This window comes from Paenibacillus sp. JNUCC32 (genome assembly GCF_014863545.1).
In the GTDB taxonomy this organism is placed as follows: domain Bacteria; phylum Bacillota; class Bacilli; order Paenibacillales; family Paenibacillaceae; genus Paenibacillus_AQ; species Paenibacillus_AQ lautus_A.
The window spans coordinates 3049847-3066724 of record NZ_CP062260.1 but is presented as its reverse complement, the minus strand read 5'-3'; the positions used below and the strand labels follow the sequence as shown (position 1 = coordinate 3066724).

The window sequence follows — 16878 nt, the reverse complement described above, 5'->3', positions numbered from 1 at the left end:
TATAATGGAGGTCAAGCTAGAAAGGTAATGGAGGTACGTCATGGCTAAATATACGCCGATGATTGAACAATATTTGAAAGTCAAAGAACAAGCGCGCGATGCGTTTCTTTTTTTCCGCTTGGGCGATTTTTACGAAATGTTTTTCGATGACGCGATCCTTGCGTCGAAGGAATTGGAGATTACGCTGACCGGCCGCGAAGGCGGCGGTGCAGAGAAAATACCGATGTGCGGGGTTCCTTATCATTCCGCTGAAGGTTATATCCAACGGTTGATTGAAAAGGGGTACAAAGTCGCCATCTGCGAACAGATGGAGGATGCTTCGGTCACCAAAGGCATGGTGCGGCGGGAAATCGTCAGGGTCGTCACGCCGGGGACCATCATGGACGGCAAGGTCGTTCACGACAAATCGAACAATTACATGGTGTGCGTAACGGAAGCGGGCGGCTTCATGTCCTTATCCGCATGCGATTTGTCCACCGGCGAGCTCTATGTGACGTCGGTGCCTTCATCGGAGGAATGGCTGAGGGACGAGATTGGCATTTATGAGCCTTCCGAAATTATCGGGGATGCATCGCTGCTTGGGATCATCTCATCGCAGGCGCTGCCGGGCAGCCGAAATATCGTATATACGGCCTGGGATCGAAGAGAAGACGCATTGGTTCGGACCCAATTCGGAGAAGCGGCATGGGCCCGCCTCGAAGAGGAGAGAAGAGCCTGCGTATCCCTGCTCATCTCGTATTTAAGCGAGACGCAGAAACGGTCGCTGGGGCAGCTGACTCAAATCGCTTCCTACGAGCCGGGACAATACATGGTTCTGGATCCGTTCACCAGGCGGAATCTGGAGCTGGTCGAGACGGTTCGTGAACGCTCGAAGAAAGGCTCGCTCCTATGGCTTCTGGATCGTACGGAAACCTCCATGGGAGCCAGACTCCTGCGGCGGAGAATCGATAAACCGCTGCTGTCCCGAAGCCGGATCGAGGAGCGGCTGGAGGCCGTCGAGCATTTGTATAACCAGTACATACTGCGCGAAGATTTGCGGATGGCGCTGAAAGAAATTTACGATTTGGAGCGGCTGGTCGGCCGGATCGCGTTCGGCAGCGCGAACGGACGCGATTTGAATGCGCTCAAGCTGTCATTGCGGCAAATTCCTTCCCTGAAGGAGCTGTGTGCCCAGTCGCCTTCCGAGACGCTGCGGCGCGTGGCAGCGGATACCGATGTTTGCGACGATCTGTGCGAACTGATCGAGAATGCGATTGTGGATGAGCCGCCGGTGTCTGTTCGCGACGGAGGAATCATCAAGCCGGGGTACCACGAACGGCTGGATGAGTTTCGGGAAGCGAGCACCAGCGGCAAACGCTGGATCGCCGAGCTGGAGGCCAAGGAACGTGCCGCTACCGGGATCAAGTCTTTGAAGATCGGTTATAACAAGGTGTTCGGTTATTATATCGAGGTCACCAAATCCAATCTGTCATCCCTGCCGGAAGGCCGCTATGAGCGCAAGCAGACGCTGGCCAACGCGGAGCGTTACGTCACGCCCGAACTGAAGGAGAAAGAAGGACTGATCCTGGAAGCCCAGGAGAAAATGGTGGATCTGGAGTATGCGCTCTTTACCGAGCTGAGGGATAAGCTGAATACCCAAGTGAGCCGGCTGCAGAAACTCGCCGAACGCATCGCCGAGATTGACGTCTATCAGTCGCTGGCTGCCGTCAGCGCAGAGTACCGGTTCGTCAAGCCGGAGCTGAGCGAGGGCTATGATTATATCGTTGAAGGCGGCCGTCATCCGGTGGTGGAAGCCGTCATGAAGGATTCGTCGTTTATCGCCAACGGAACGGATTTACGCAAGGACGGATCTTCGATCCTGCTCATAACGGGTCCGAATATGGCCGGCAAAAGCACGTACATGCGCCAGGTGGCTCTATTATCCATTTTGGCGCAGATGGGCTGCTTTGTCCCGGCGGAGCGGGCGGTTATCCCGCTGGTCGACCGGATCTTTACTCGCATCGGCGCCGCCGACGACCTGATCGGCGGTCAGAGCACCTTCATGGTGGAAATGGCGGATATCCAGGTGATGACGGAAAAAGCGACGCCACGCAGCCTGATCATCATTGATGAGCTTGGGCGCGGTACGTCCACGAGTGAAGGCATGGCCATTGCGCAAGCCGTGATTGAATACGTGCATGATCATATCGGCTGCAAGGCATTGGTATCGACCCATTTCCATGAGCTGGCTCACCTTCAGGAGAGCCTTGGCGGGCTTAAGAATTATTCCATGGCGGTTCAGGAAAGCGGCGACAAGGTGCATTTTCTCCGCAAGCTGATCCCTGGCGCGGCGGACAGCAGCTATGGCATTTATTGTGCCAGACTGGCAGGTTTGCCCGGCAGTATCATTGATCGCGCTTATGGGCTGCTGCAGGGCCTGGAGATGGCTTCCCTGGCCGCAGTGGCATCGGAGCAAGGGATCGCGGTCCATCGGAAGGAGCCAGCGTCCGATGCCTCTTCGGATGTGAGACGCAGCGGTCCGGAAGCTTTGCACGAATTCCGTGAAGAGACGATGCCGTATGCCGGCAGCCTGAACGGAGCAGACCCGAAAGGCGGCGTGGTGCAGCTCTCCATTTTCGGCGAGGAGGAAGTGCCTGAATCCCGGAACGCCAAGATGGGCAAGGATCAGCACTCTTCTCCGCAAGAAGCTGTTCACGATCCTGCTGTTAAGAGCATCATAGATGCCGTCAAAGGTGCCGACGTCATGAACATGACGCCGCTTCAGGCGATGCAGTTCCTGAATGACCTGAAGCTTCAAGCGAAGGATATATGATGTCTGCATGGGAATGAAAAGGAACGGAGGTAGGAACAATGGGGATTATTCGGATTTTGGACGAGCATATTGCAAACCAGATTGCTGCCGGCGAGGTGGTGGAGCGGCCTGCCTCCGTTGTCAAGGAGCTGGTCGAGAACGCCATTGATGCCGGGAGCACCAAGATCGACGTTTCGGTCGAAGAGGGCGGACTGGACAGCATTCGCGTAACGGATAACGGCGCGGGCATTGATCCGGAGGATTGCGAGACGGCTTTTTATCGCCATGCGACTAGCAAAATTGCCGAGGGCCGCGATCTGTTTCAGATCACCAGCCTTGGTTTCCGGGGGGAAGCCCTGCCGTCCATAGCAGCCGTATCGAAGGTGCGCCTGGTTACGTCCAATGCCCAGGATGGCCGCGGACGGAAGATCGAAATCGAAGGCGGCCATCTGCGCGTGAACGAAGAGACGGCCGCACCCAGAGGAACGGATTTCCTCGTGAAGGAATTGTTTTACAATACGCCGGCAAGGCTGAAATATATGAAAACGATCCAGACCGAATTAGGGCATATATCCGATTATATGTACCGTTTGGCGCTTTCCCGGCCGGATATCGCTTTTACGCTCCGGCATAACGGGAACTCGCTGCTGCAGACGCTGGGCAACGGCGATGCCCTTCAGGTCATAGCGGCCGTATACGGCACCCAATCGGCCAAAGCCATGCTGCCGTTCGCAGCCGAGAATATGGACTATACGTTAAGCGGGTATATCAGCCGTCCGGACTATACCCGGGCCAACCGGAACGGCATGTCGCTCATCATAAACGGGCGGTATATCCGGAACTACGGCTTAATGCAGGCGATATTGAGAGGTTATCATACGCTGCTGCCGATCAACCGGTTTCCGCTCGTCGTCATTCAGCTGTCCATGCATCCTTCGTTGATCGATGTGAATGTGCATCCTTCCAAGCTGGAGGTGCGGTTCAGCAAAGAGCAGGAGCTGTTCGCTTTCGTGGAGGAAGAGGTCCGCAAGGTGCTGCAGCAGGAAATCCTCATTCCGCGTCCGGCCAAACAGAATATCGGCAAAAGCGACAATGCTTATATCCAGGAACAGCTGTCATTTCCACAGGCGCAGGGCCATGTCGGAGCGGCCCGCGGCGGGCAGGATCGGGATCTTGAGATCCCAGGCAGCGACGAGCGATCCGCGGGAGGAAACACGCCGCTTCCAACGCCGCCTGCAGCGTGGCCTGATAAGCAGACCCTTGCACCGTCTCCAACCGGTATCAAGCGTTCTTACGGGGACGGAACAGCAGAAACAGCCGCAGCTTCGCAGATGCGTGAGACGGCCGCTTCGTCTTCGTATCGGAGCGATTACCGCAATGAGGCCAGGGGAGGTGCGGGAATCCCTGCCGTGACGAAGGAGTGGCTGCAGGCCGTTTCAGGGCCGGCTCCCGAAATTCCGCCTTTTCCGGAGCTAACGCTTATCGGCCAGCATCACGGCACCTATCTCATTGCGCAGAATGATACCGGTCTGTATCTGATCGATCAGCATGCCGCGCATGAGCGGATTAACTACGAGTATTACTACGAGCAGTTCGGCAACCCGGCGGACGCATCGCAGGAGCTGCTCCTGCCGATCACGCTGGAATTCACGCCCTCGGAATCGGAGAAGGTAAAGGAACGGCTGCATTGGTTCGAGAAGGTCGGCGTTTATATGGAGTTTTTTGGCGGCCATACCTTCCTGGTCCGTTCGCACCCCTTCTGGTTCCCTAAAGGCGAAGAGAAGGCCATCATCGAAGAGATGGCCGAATGGGTGCTGAATGAGCGTAATATCGATATAGCCAAGCTGAGAGAAACCTCATCGATCATGTGTTCGTGCAAGGCTTCCATCAAAGCCAATCAGAAGCTGACGGAGCAGGAGGCGATGACGTTGATCCAGCGTTTGGGCGCCTGCCGGCAGCCTTACACCTGTCCGCACGGACGACCGATCGTGGTTTCGTTCTCGGCATACGATTTGGAGAAAATGTTTAAGCGCGTCATGTAACAGCAAGGAGGACCTTCATGATCATTACAACTGGAGAAGCGGAAGCGCCGGACATCGTCGAGCGCGCCAAACGTTTAGCCCAGGAAACCGGCTGCCGTTACGTCCAGCGCGGCGGCCATTCATTGCGAAAATTAGCCCGCAGGTTCGGGGACGACGACGTACTGGTGGTACTGAACGGACATGTGCGTTTGAGCGGACCTGGCGGCTCTGTCATGGAATTTCACCCGAGCATGGGCTTTGTCCGATTGAAGCGGGTGCTGAACGGAAAACCCGATCCCATGCTGGAGGCATCGGGGATGGAGGAAGGGGACTCCGTGCTGGATTGCACGGCGGGCCTTGGAGCCGACTCCCTGGTATTCTCGGGCAAGGGAGGGGCGAACAGCCGGATCACCGCCCTGGAAAGCTCGCTGCCTTTGTTTGCGCTGCTGAAAGAGGGGCTACGGACCTATGAAAGCCATCTGGAAGCCAGCGATCAGGCGATGCGGCGAATCGAGGTCAGGCACAGCCATCACCTGGATTATTTGAAATCGCTGCCGGACCAAAGCGTCGACATTGTCTATTTTGACCCGATGTTCCGCGAACCGATCACCGACTCGGCTTCCATCAACCCGTTAAGGCATTATGCTAACGGCGAGCCTTTGGATGCGGAAAGCGTGAGGGAAGCGATCAGGGTCGCGCGCAAAACCGTCGTCATGAAGGAAGCGCGGTCCAGCGGAGAATTCGAACGGCTCGGCTTTGCACTGCCTGAACGGGGAAAATCCAAAATAACGTACGGAGTGATTTCCATTGACAGATGAAACCAAACCGAAGCTGCTGGTTCTCATCGGACCGACAGCGGTAGGCAAAACCAAAATGAGCATTGAAATTGCGAAGGAATTCGGATGTGAGATTATATCCGGCGATTCGATGCAGGTATACCGGGGCATGGATATTGGCACGGCCAAAATTTCCGAGGAGGAAATGGAAGGCGTCCCCCACCATCTCATTGACATTCACGAACCTGATCACCCGTACTCGGTAGCCGAATTTCAAGAGCAATGCCAGCGGTTGATCGCCGAGATCACGGAACGGGGGAAGCTTCCGTTCATCGTTGGCGGAACCGGGCTTTACGTAGAGTCGGTATGCTACGGTTATCAGTTCAGCGAGACCGGAGCGGATGAAGTTTTTCGGGAGGAGCAGTTCCGCTTCGCCAATGAACATGGAGCAGAGGCTCTCCATCAGAAATTGGCAGAAGCCGATCCTGAAACTGCCGAGCGGCTTCACCCTAACGACCTACGCCGGGTCGTTCGTGCTTTGGAAGTATTTCATGTGACCGGCATCCCACTTTCGGCCCAGCTGGCGCCTCAAACCAAGCAGTCTCCCTATGACTTATGCTTGGTCGGTTTGACAATGGACAGGCAAATGCTATATAACCGTATTGAAGAGCGAATTGACCTTATGCTGAGCCAAGGACTTGTTGATGAGGTGGCGGCGCTCATGGACAAAGGGTTCGCTCCGGGGCTTGTATCCATGCAAGGGCTGGGTTACAAGGAAATCGTGTCGTACCTTAAAGGGGAGTTCAGCTACGAGGAGGCCGTCGTGCTGCTTAAGCGCGATACGCGCCGTTTCGCTAAGCGGCAGCTATCTTGGTTTCGCCACATGAAGGACATCGAGTGGGTAGACGTCACCGACTCGGGAAATTTTTCTGCTAACTATCAAAAAATCCGTGCTATAATAGCAGGAAAGTTTCACTGAAATCTTGAATATATTTTCAAAACAATCTAATTGAACCATTGGGGGTACGGCTAATGAACAAGTCCATTAACATCCAAGACACGTTCTTGAACCAACTGCGCAAAGAGAACATTCCGGCCACGGTATACCTTACAAACGGCTTTCAGATCCGTGGAACGATCAAAGCTTTTGACAATTTTACCATCGTGATTGACAGCGACGGCCGTCAGCAAATGGTGTACAAGCATGCTATCTCCACGTTCATGCCGCAGCGTAATGTGTCCCTGATGCAGGATAACAACAGCGAACAATAGATTTTAGAATGGATTCATAGAGAGCAAAAAATCATACCGCCTTTGATTAATTTGAAACTTTTTGGTTTATAATTCGTTTAGCTTATAAGGAGTGCAGAGAGCAACCTGAGAAGGTTGTTCTTTTCTTTCCGAGGCACCACTCGAGAGTCAGAAGGTTTGATCCCGCAAGGGAGTAAGGAGGGGGACAAATGGCTGGAAAAGATAATCAGATGTCTCGGTTGAATAAAAACAAAGACAACTCGAAGACATCCAAAACCACGAAACCGAATGCGAAGAAGAAAAAGGGCAAGGGAAAGCGAATTGCATGGGCGCTGTTTTTCACGGCCGTCATTGCGATCTTCTGCGCGCTTGCAGGTTATTTGTTCATCCTGATCAGCGGAGAAAAGCTGCTGGAACAGAATCAGGATAAATTGACCGCTTACGGTACTTCCAAAGTTTATGACCGCAACGGAACGCTGATGGGCGAGTTGTCCCTGCAGAAGAGCGATCCCGTGAAGTACGAGGATATTCCGGAGAAATTGATACAAGCATTCATTGCAACTGAAGATAAACGGTTCATGGAGCATAACGGCGTGGACATGTGGTCGATCGGCCGTGCAGCCGTCAAGGATATCATGGCCCGGTCCATGGTGGAAGGCGGAAGCACGATCACGCAGCAGCTGGCGAAGAATATATTCCTGACCCGGGACAAAACATTCTTCCGTAAGGCGACTGAAATGTCGATCGCGCTGGCGCTTGAGCGTCAGCACAGCAAACAAGAAATTATCGAGATGTACTTGAACCGGATTAACTTCGGTGGACCTTATTACGGCATCAAAGCTGCATCCGAGCGTTATTTCGGCAAGTCGGATCTGAACAAGCTGGATTTATGGGAAATGGCGACGCTTGCGGCAATGCCGAAAGGGCCGTCCCGCTATAATCCGCTCAAGAATCCCGACCTTTCCAAAGAGCGGCGCGCGGTCGTCCTTACCCTGATGGAACAACAGGGATATATCACGGCCGAAGAGGCAGCGGAAGCCAAGAAGGTGGACTATGCCTATACGCCGCCTGAAAGACAACAGAAGTATACGGCGTTTATCGATTATGTCATGGAAGAGGCCGAAGAGAAGTGGGGCCTTACCGAGGATGACGTTAACATAGGCGGTTATCAGATTTATACCACGATGGACGTGAATGCCCAGACGGCCATGGAAGAGGAATTCAATAATCCGGCCAACTTCGAAGAAAGTCCGGATGACGTGCAGGTCGAAGGCTCCATGGTCATCATTAACCAAGAGACCGGCGGGATCGTCGCCATGGTCGGCGGTCGGGAGTATACGCGCGGCGGGTTCAGCCGGGCTACCGACAGCCGTCGTCAGCCGGGCTCCGCTTTGAAGCCGATTGTATCCTACGCACCGGCGCTCGAATCCGGCAAATTTACGAAGGATTCGAGACTCAGCAACAAGAAGCAGTGTTTCGGCAGCAATTACTGTCCGAATAACCTGCACGGTTACTCGGAGACGATCGGCATGCCGGAAGCGATTCAGCGTTCCGAGAACATCCCGGCCGTATGGCTATTGAACCAAATCGGCGTGAAAACCGGATTTGATTTCGCGCAAAGTCTCGGCATCAAGATGTCCGAAGGGGATGCGAACCTATCCTTGGCCCTCGGCGGCATGGATACCGGTACGAACACCTTTGAGATGGCTCAAGCTTTCAGCGCTTTTGCCAATGGCGGAGAATTCAAAGAGGCTTTTGCGATCAAACAAATTAAAGACAACAAAGGCAAGGTTGTGCATGAGAACAAAGGCAGCAAAGGGAAGCGCGTGATGAGCGAGACGACGGCTTCGCAAATGACGGACATGATGCGCCGCGTCGTAGAGGACGGAACGGGTAAGAATGCCCGGATCAGCCGTCCGGTAGCCGGTAAGACGGGAACCACGCAGAGCGGCTACAAGGGCGTCAGCTCGAACCGCGACGTATGGTTTGTCGGCTATACGCCGGAATTAACGGCAGCTGTATGGATGGGTTACGATAATCCTGACCGCCAGCATCTGCTGAAGCGAAGCAGCTCGATCTCTGCTTCCTTATGGGGCAAAGTGATGGAGAAGGCGGTTCAAGGCTATGAAGCCAAGAATTTCCCGAATGTCGAGCCGGTACAGCCGCCTGTAGAAGAACCGTCATTAAGCGCAGTCAGCGGTTTGACGGGCTCTTATAACGGGGAGACCCAGACCGTATCACTGAGCTGGAATCCGGTTCAAGGCAATGTTCAGTACCGCATATACCGTAAGGAAACGTCCGAGTCCGAGTACACGCGTATCCTCGATTCTTTGGGTGGAACCTCCATTGAGGATATGAGTGCGATGGAAGGATTGACATACGATTATTACGTAACGGCCTTCGATCCATCAACCGGCGATGAATCGGAACCTTCGAACATTTTGCAGATCGTGGCTGTTTCCGAGGAATTGCCGCCTGAGGATCTGGAACCCGATCCGGGAGACACTCAAGAACCGCCACCGGTGGATAATGGTGAGAACGGGGAAGGAAACGAGATGCCGGGTAATGAGAATGGTAACGGCAATGGGAATGGTAACGGCAACGGCAACGGTTCGGGCGAACCGGGCAATGGCAATGGCGAAGGCCATGGGAATGGAAACGGAAACGGCAACGGAAACGGAAACGGAACGACTCCGCCTGACAATGGAAACGGAGCTGGGAATGGTCAGGATGGCCAAAATCCCGGCGACGGAACGGACGGCTCTGGAGATGGAACGAGCTCCGGTGACGGTGGCACGGGAGGAACCGACACGGATAGCGGCAATATCCCTACGGTTCCGGGAACGATCGTGGATCCGTCGGATCCGGCGAACGCGCCTGACCAGTCCCAAGACAGCCCATAATAAATTCGGAAGCCTCCGCATGTTTGCGGAGGCTTCTTTGTTTTGAGTGTGTTACCCAAATGTGGTAAGCTGGGAATACGAATGGGGAGGAAAAGTTCCATGAAACGTAAATTCGGAGATCGGGCGAATTGGCGCCGTATCACGCGCCGGCACTTCACTTCCCGGTATGTGGAATGTGAGCAATTTACAGGGTATCTCACGTTATATACCATCTATGGCCTGAAAGAACCGTTGTGGAAGACGTATGGCCGTCATACTTACCGAATCGCGGACAAAGGCTATTCATGGCTGCAGTATTATCCCAAGGACAGCCATTACATCGTTACGGCCATGTTTGACGACAAGCGAAATATTGTTCAATGGTATATCGATATTTGCAAGAAACAGGGTGTAACCGATCAGGGCGTTCCATGGTTTGACGATCTATACCTGGACGTTGTGGTCGTCAAGAATGGCGAAGTGTTCTTGCTGGATGAAGATGAGCTTGAGGATGCCCTGCGCCGGAATGATATTACCCGGGATGATTACAGGCTTGCCAAGGTGACTGCTCGGAACCTGCTTCGGGCCATCGACGCACATGAATTTCCTTACTTTATGATGTCACTGAAGCATCGCGACCAGTTATTTCATAACGGAGAGTTCAGGAGGAAGAAATAATGCGTCAGGAAATACATAAAGGCCTGCCGACCGCAGGCACAAGAAAGAGAGCGTGGTATCGGCGAGGGATCTATACCCTGCTCTCGCTCGTCGTTCTCGGAGTTTTATGGTCAGGTTATGCGTATTGGAAAATCGAAAGCGCCGTCAGCAGACCGGCGGAGAAAGCGGACGTCGGCATCATTTTGGGCGCCTCCATGTGGGGGGATCAACCAAGTCCCGGCCTTCGCGAACGCCTTGAGCATGCGCTGGTTGAGTATAATGCCGGTCGATTTGATACCTTCATTGTTACAGGCGGTCTGGATAAACCCGACTACAATTATACCGAAGCCGAGGGGATGAGAAACTTCCTGGTCGAGGCAGGGGTGCCCGAAGAACGAATATTCCTTGAGAACGAAGCTACGAGCACTTACGAGAATTTGCTATACAGCCAAGCGATCATGGAGGAGCACGGGTGGAACACCGCTATCATTGTAACCCATGATTACCACGGGACGAGGGCCATGGAGGTCGCAACAGCCCTTGGCTACGATCAACCCTCGATGTCGCTGACGGAATCTACCGTTCTGCCCATGGCCAAGCACAAGTCCCGGGAAGTGCTGGCTTATACGAAATGGACGGCGGATCGGCTGTTGATCGCCATGGGTGTCCTATGAGGACGAAACTTCTAATAAGCAGGCTGTAAATAGAATACATTGGAATAGATAGTCAGCCCTTTGGATAAAGAGGTGAGGAGCAATGAACGGGCGTGTAACGGCCGCTAACGGCCGATCTGAAGGACGGCCATCCCGGCAGATAAATGTCGTGCTCCGCAGCGCGGAACCCCCACTCATCAGCAGTGCGGTTCCGGAACGCGAACCGGCCCCTTCGCCGAACCCTGTTTCCCAGCACAGTCTATTCCAGGAAATACAAAAAGAGCTGGATCAGCTGGTAGGTCTCGAACAGATCAAAGACCTGGTGTTTGAAATCTATGCTCTGCTTCAAGTAGCCCAGATGCGTTCGGAAGCAGGCTTATTAAGCGGCGGTCATGTATACCATATGATTTTCAAAGGAAATCCCGGTACGGGCAAAACGACGGTCGCCCGCATCGTGGCGAAGCTGTTTCAGAAGATGGGCGTGCTGAATAAGGGTCATCTGGTCGAAGTGGAGCGGGCGGACCTCGTAGGCGAATATATCGGCCACACGGCACAAAAGACCAGGGAACTGGTCAAGAAGGCGTTGGGTGGCATTTTGTTCATCGACGAGGCCTACAGCCTCGCGCGCGGAGGCGAGAAGGATTTTGGCAAGGAAGCGATCGATACGCTTGTCAAAGCCATGGAGGATCATAAAAACCAGTTCATTCTTATTCTGGCGGGTTACAGCGACGAGATCGATTTTTTTATGGATTCAAATCCCGGTCTCTATTCCCGTTTTCCGATCCAGATGGACTTCCCCGATTACAATCTGGATCAACTGATCCAGATTTCCGAGCTGATGGCGAAGGAGAGGGATTATATCTTGATGCCGCAGTCGCTGAGCAAGCTCAAGGAACACCTGCAGATGGAGAAGGATCACGGACTACACGCCTTCAGTAATGCACGTTATGTAAGGAATGTCATCGAGAAATCGATAAGGAATCAATCGGTTCGGCTGCTGAATCAGTACGTAACCGGAAATCCCGGCAAGCTGGAGCTTATGACCCTGCGGCCGGAGGACTTTAAGTTAAACGGAAAATTACAATGATTTTAAGCTTGTCTTCGAACATAATGAAGGGGTAACGCTGCTTTCTTTGGATCATAATGTTTATTGCAGGCAGCAGCGGTTAGTTAAATTAGGAGACGTATCGTTAGAAGGAGTTGCTATATGACAAATATAACGCATGATACCCGGACAGAGATCGAAGATAAGGCCGTTCTGGTCAGTTTGGTAACGGACGCGGTTAAACGCACCGGGATTAATCCGGAACACTCGCTGCAGGAGCTGGTTCAGCTGGCCGAAACCGCTGGAGTAGAGGTGCTGGATGTCATTACGCAAAATAGGGAAGTGCCGGATTCCAAATGGTTCATCGGCAAAGGGAAAGTCGAAGAGCTGCGCATGGCGATTGATGGCTTAGGCGCAACCACGGCCATATTCGACCAGGAATTATCGGGAGCGCAGGTTCGAAATCTGGAAGAATCGCTTGATGTCAAGATTATCGACCGGACTCAATTGATTCTGGATATTTTCGCGCAGCGGGCGAAAACGCGTGAGGGAATTATCCAGGTGGAGCTGGCCCAGCTTACGTACCTGCTCCCGAGGTTATCGGGACATGGCAAAAATCTGTCCAGGCTCGGAGCGGGAATCGGGACGCGCGGACCGGGGGAGAGCAAGCTCGAAACCGACCGCAGGCATATTCGCGACAGAATCAGCGATCTGAAGCGGCAGTTGGATGAAGTCACCCGGCATCGGAAGCTCCATCGGGAACGCCGGAAGAAGAGCGGGGCCGTGCAGGTTGCGCTTGTCGGTTACACCAATGCCGGCAAATCGACTTTGTTGAATCGGTTAACGGCCGCAGACGTTTACATCGAAAATCAATTGTTTGCGACGCTGGATCCCACTTCGCGCGTGCTGGAGCTGCCAAGCGGCAAAGAAGTCGTGCTTACGGATACCGTAGGATTCATACAGAATCTTCCCCATGATCTGGTGGCTGCGTTCCGTGCGACGCTGGAAGAAGCAAACGAAGCCGATCTGATCCTTCATGTCGTGGATGCTTCTTCACCTATGCGGGACGAACAGATGGCGGTGGTTCAGTCCATTCTTCAGGATTTGGGAGCCGCCGATAAACCTCAAATCGTCCTGTTTAATAAAAAGGATGCATGTGAGCCGGGCCAGCTGGAAATGCTGCCGACGGGTGAGGGGCAATTAAAGATCAGTGCGTACGTTGATCAGGATTTGGAATCGGTGCGCGAAGCGATTCAGGACCGGCTCTCCGGAGGCAACGTCACGTTCCGGATTCCGGCCGACCGCGGCGATTTGAACTCGGTAGTATACCGGGTCGGAGACGTCCTGGAGCAGTCTTTTGACGAGAATGATATCCTCTATGAGGTCCGGATCAATAAAGCGGATTATGAAAAGATGGGTTATTTGCTTCATGAGTACGTTCAGAATGGATCTTAAGCATAGGTAGTAAATGCGCATAAGCCCCTGTTCAGGGGCTTATATTGCGTGTTCGGGGCGGTTTTGAAACGTTGATGAGTTCTATGTAACAAAAATATGTGTTAAGATGTGAGACATCATGTGTATAAGAGGAGAGAGCAGTTTGTCATGGCAAGATTTTCGCAAGATATACTTGAATTGAGCAGTGAGATTGAGTCCAAAATCAGTCGGCGTATACGGGAGATTGACACCATTGTTGATTTTAATCAGTGGAAGGTCATTGATGCTTTCCAGAAATTTCAGGTGAGTGATTTCCATTTTGCGGGTTCCACCGGCTATGCCTATAATGATCGTGGCCGTGAAGTGCTGGATGAAGTTTACGCTGACGTATTCAGAGCCGAATCAGCCTTGGTCCGGCCCCATTTTGCTTCGGGAACCCATACGATCTCGACGGCTTTGTTTGGTGTATTACGACCGGGAGATGAGCTGCTGTATATTACAGGGCGTCCCTACGACACGCTGCATAAAGTCATTGGCGAGCCCGGGGACGGCACCGGATCGCTGCGCGATTTCGGTATCGGCTATCGTGAGGTGGCCCTGACAGAACAAGGGGACATTGATTGGGAGCGGGTTGAGAGTGCCATCGCGCCTTCAACGAAAGTTATCGGTATCCAGCGTTCCCGGGGATATGATTGGCGGTCTTCGTTTACCGTTGCCCAGATTGGCGAGATGGTAAGCCGTATACGGTCCATTCGCGAGGATGTAATCGTGTTTGTGGATAACTGCTACGGTGAGTTTACGGAGCGTCTGGAACCGACGGAGGTCGGCGTTGATCTGATGGCGGGTTCCCTAATCAAAAATCCTGGCGGCGGCATTGCCGAAACCGGCGGCTACATATGCGGCAAAGCAGCCTATGTCGAGCAGGCGGCGTATCGGTTGACTGCACCCGGAATCGGACGTGAAGTAGGGGCAATGCTGGGAACAACCCGAGGAATCTATCAGGGCTTATTCCTGGCACCTTCCACCGTCGGGCAAGCCATTAAGGGAAGCGTCTATGCTGCTGCGATGTTTGAAGCCGTGGGATTTACGACCAAGCCGGGCTGGCAGGATGAGCGTACCGATTTGATCCAGGCGGTATCTTTTAGCGGAGCGGAACATCTGATCGCTTTTGTACAAGGGATTCAACGGGCCGCTGCCGTGGACAGCCATGTGGTTCCCGAACCTTGGGATATGCCGGGATATGAGCATCCGGTGATCATGGCGGCAGGCACGTTCATTCAGGGAGGAAGCCTGGAATTGTCCGCGGATGCGCCTATCCGTTCACCCTATATCGGCTACATGCAGGGTGGTTTGACTTATTCTCATGTTAAATATGGGGTACTTATGGCACTCCAAAGCATGAAAGATCGTAAACTATTGTAAGTTATCCTTACATGCGGTTGACGTGGCTGATCAGGAAATGTACAATAGGATCAGAATAACCACTTGGAAGGTTGATGAGATATGGGTGATGAGATTCGGAGGAATATGGCGTTATTTCCGATAGGCATTGTTATGAAGCTTACGGATCTATCTGCCAGACAAATTCGCTATTATGAGCAGCATAATTTAATTGTCCCAGCCCGTACGTCGGGCAACCAACGCCTGTTTTCCTTCAATGATGTGGAGCGACTGCTAGAGATTAAGGCTTTGATTGAAAAAGGCGTGAACATTGCCGGCATTAAGCAAGTCATGAACCCGGTCACGAAAGAGTCTGAAGAGGCTACCGTCATTACGCCGGATACGGAGAACAGACGCCGTGAGATGTCGGAGTCGCAGCTGCGCCGGTTGCTGAAGCAGGAATTGATTACCGCTAAAAGACCGGGTCAGGTTTCATTGATTCAAGGGGAATTATCCCGGTTTTTTAATAAATAAGGATTGCCATGCTGTCATTCTTCATGGAGCCTAGTTTTTTATTTAAAAAGGAGAGGATAAAGTGAGTTATACCAGAGAGGACATTCTACGCATCGCCAAAGAAGAAAATGTTCGATTTATCCGCTTGCAATTTACAGATTTGCTGGGAACGATCAAAAACGTTGAAATTCCGGTAAGCCAGCTGCCTAAAGCGCTTGATAATAAAATGATGTTTGACGGTTCTTCCATCGAAGGGTATGTGCGTATCGAGGAATCCGATATGTACCTGTACCCGGATCTGGATACCTTCATGATCTTCCCTTGGGTATCCGAGGATCGCGTCGCACGTCTGATCTGTGATGTTTACATGCCGGACGGCACCCCGTTTGCGGGAGATCCGCGCGGCATTCTGAAGAGAGCACTGAAGGAAGCCGAAGAGATGGGCTTCACTTCCATGAATGTCGGTCCGGAGCCGGAATTCTTCCTGTTCAAAACCGACGAAAAAGGCAATCCGACGATGGAGCTGAATGACCAAGGCGGATACTTTGACCTGGCGCCTACGGATCTCGGCGAGAACTGCCGCCGTGACATCGTGCTGACGCTGGAAGAGATGGGCTTCGAAATCGAAGCTTCTCACCATGAGGTTGCGCCTGGCCAGCACGAAATCGACTTCAAGTACGCAGATGCGATCAAAGCGGCTGACCAGATTCAAACCTTTAAATTGGTTGTTAAGACGATCGCTCGTCAGCATGGGCTGATTGCAACGTTTATGCCAAAACCGCTATTCGGCGTAAACGGCTCCGGCATGCACTGCAACCAATCGCTCTTCAAAGGCGGCGAGAACGCGTTCGTTGATGAGAGCGACGAGCTTGGCCTGAGCGTAACGGCTCGGAACTATATGGCGGGTATTCTTAAGCATGCACGCGCGTTTGCTGCGATCACGAACCCGACGGTGAACTCGTACAAGCGTCTCGTGCCTGGTTACGAAGCACCTTGCTACGTGGCATGGTCTGCAAGTAACCGCAGCCCGATGATTCGTATTCCAGCATCCCGCGGTCTGAGCACGCGCATCGAAGTGCGTAACCCGGATCCGGCTGCGAATCCGTATCTGGCTCTGGCTGTCATGCTGAAAGCTGGCTTGGACGGCGTTAAGCGTGAGCTGTCGCTTCCGGCACCGATCGACCGCAACATCTACGTGATGACGGAAGAAGAGCGCATCGAGGAAGGCATCCCAAGCTTGCCGGCAAACCTGAAGGAAGCGCTCAACGAATTGATCCGCAGCGAAGTCATTTCCGATGCACTCGGTGACCATGCGCTGGCTCACTTCTACGAGCTGAAAGAGATCGAATGGGATATGTACAGAACGCAAGTTCACCAATGGGAACGCGATCAGTACATTACAATGTATTAATAGAGGAATCCCTTGCGCCGTAAGGCGTGAGGGTTTTTTGTTTTTGGGGGCAGGTGGTGTGGAA

At 53.1% G+C, this 16878-nt stretch carries 13 protein-coding genes; all 13 read left to right on the top strand.

The annotated features are described in order from the left end of the window. The first annotated feature begins 40 nt into the window (after positions 1–40). Positions 41–2812, top strand: coding sequence for a DNA mismatch repair protein MutS (gene mutS, locus JNUCC32_RS13640; RefSeq protein WP_192572411.1), 2772 nt, complete (start codon positions 41–43; stop codon positions 2810–2812). A 38-nt stretch (positions 2813–2850) separates the two neighbouring features. Then, on the top strand, positions 2851–4833 hold the full coding sequence (mutL, locus tag JNUCC32_RS13635; RefSeq protein ID WP_192572410.1) for a DNA mismatch repair endonuclease MutL: 1983 nt from the start codon (positions 2851–2853) through the stop codon (positions 4831–4833). Between the two features lie 17 nt (positions 4834–4850). Next, positions 4851–5630 carry a class I SAM-dependent methyltransferase gene (locus JNUCC32_RS13630; RefSeq protein WP_015734657.1) on the top strand — a complete coding sequence of 260 codons (780 nt, stop codon included), beginning with the start codon at positions 4851–4853 and terminating at the stop codon, positions 5628–5630. Continuing rightward, positions 5620–6567 carry a tRNA (adenosine(37)-N6)-dimethylallyltransferase MiaA gene (miaA, locus tag JNUCC32_RS13625; protein WP_096773366.1) on the top strand — a complete coding sequence of 316 codons (948 nt, stop codon included), beginning with the start codon at positions 5620–5622 and terminating at the stop codon, positions 6565–6567. The genes JNUCC32_RS13630 and miaA overlap by 11 nt, the downstream gene beginning before the upstream one ends. A gap of 53 nt (positions 6568–6620) precedes the next feature. Further along, positions 6621–6860, top strand: coding sequence for an RNA chaperone Hfq (gene hfq, locus JNUCC32_RS13620; protein WP_009590863.1), 240 nt, complete (start codon positions 6621–6623; stop codon positions 6858–6860). Between the two features lie 188 nt (positions 6861–7048). After that, entirely contained in the window at positions 7049–9742 is a 2694-nt protein-coding gene (locus JNUCC32_RS13615) for a PBP1A family penicillin-binding protein (RefSeq protein WP_192572409.1), read from the top strand. 99 nt (positions 9743–9841) lie between these two features. Next, positions 9842–10399, top strand: coding sequence for a ribonuclease FAU-1 family protein (locus JNUCC32_RS13610; RefSeq protein ID WP_015734660.1), 558 nt, complete (start codon positions 9842–9844; stop codon positions 10397–10399). Further along, positions 10399–11052: a YdcF family protein gene (locus tag JNUCC32_RS13605; protein ID WP_192572408.1), complete on the top strand. Its 654-nt coding sequence runs from the start codon at positions 10399–10401 to the stop codon at positions 11050–11052. Before JNUCC32_RS13610 ends, JNUCC32_RS13605 begins: the two co-directional genes overlap by 1 nt. An 82-nt stretch (positions 11053–11134) precedes the next feature. Continuing rightward, a complete protein-coding gene (locus tag JNUCC32_RS13600) occupies positions 11135–12118 on the top strand; it encodes an AAA family ATPase (RefSeq protein ID WP_096773369.1) in 984 nt (327 codons plus the stop codon). A gap of 120 nt (positions 12119–12238) precedes the next feature. Continuing rightward, positions 12239–13531 carry a GTPase HflX gene (gene hflX, locus JNUCC32_RS13595; protein WP_192572407.1) on the top strand — a complete coding sequence of 431 codons (1293 nt, stop codon included), beginning with the start codon at positions 12239–12241 and terminating at the stop codon, positions 13529–13531. 147 nt (positions 13532–13678) lie between these two features. Further along, positions 13679–14932, top strand: coding sequence for a methionine gamma-lyase family protein (locus JNUCC32_RS13590; protein ID WP_192572406.1), 1254 nt, complete (start codon positions 13679–13681; stop codon positions 14930–14932). Positions 14933–15013: 81 nt separating this feature from the next. Beyond that, entirely contained in the window at positions 15014–15424 is a 411-nt protein-coding gene (locus JNUCC32_RS13585; RefSeq protein ID WP_006209652.1) for a MerR family transcriptional regulator, read from the top strand. Positions 15425–15485: 61 nt separating this feature from the next. Then, a complete protein-coding gene (glnA, locus tag JNUCC32_RS13580) occupies positions 15486–16814 on the top strand; it encodes a type I glutamate--ammonia ligase (protein WP_015734665.1) in 1329 nt (442 codons plus the stop codon). Positions 16815–16878: the final 64 nt, after the last annotated feature.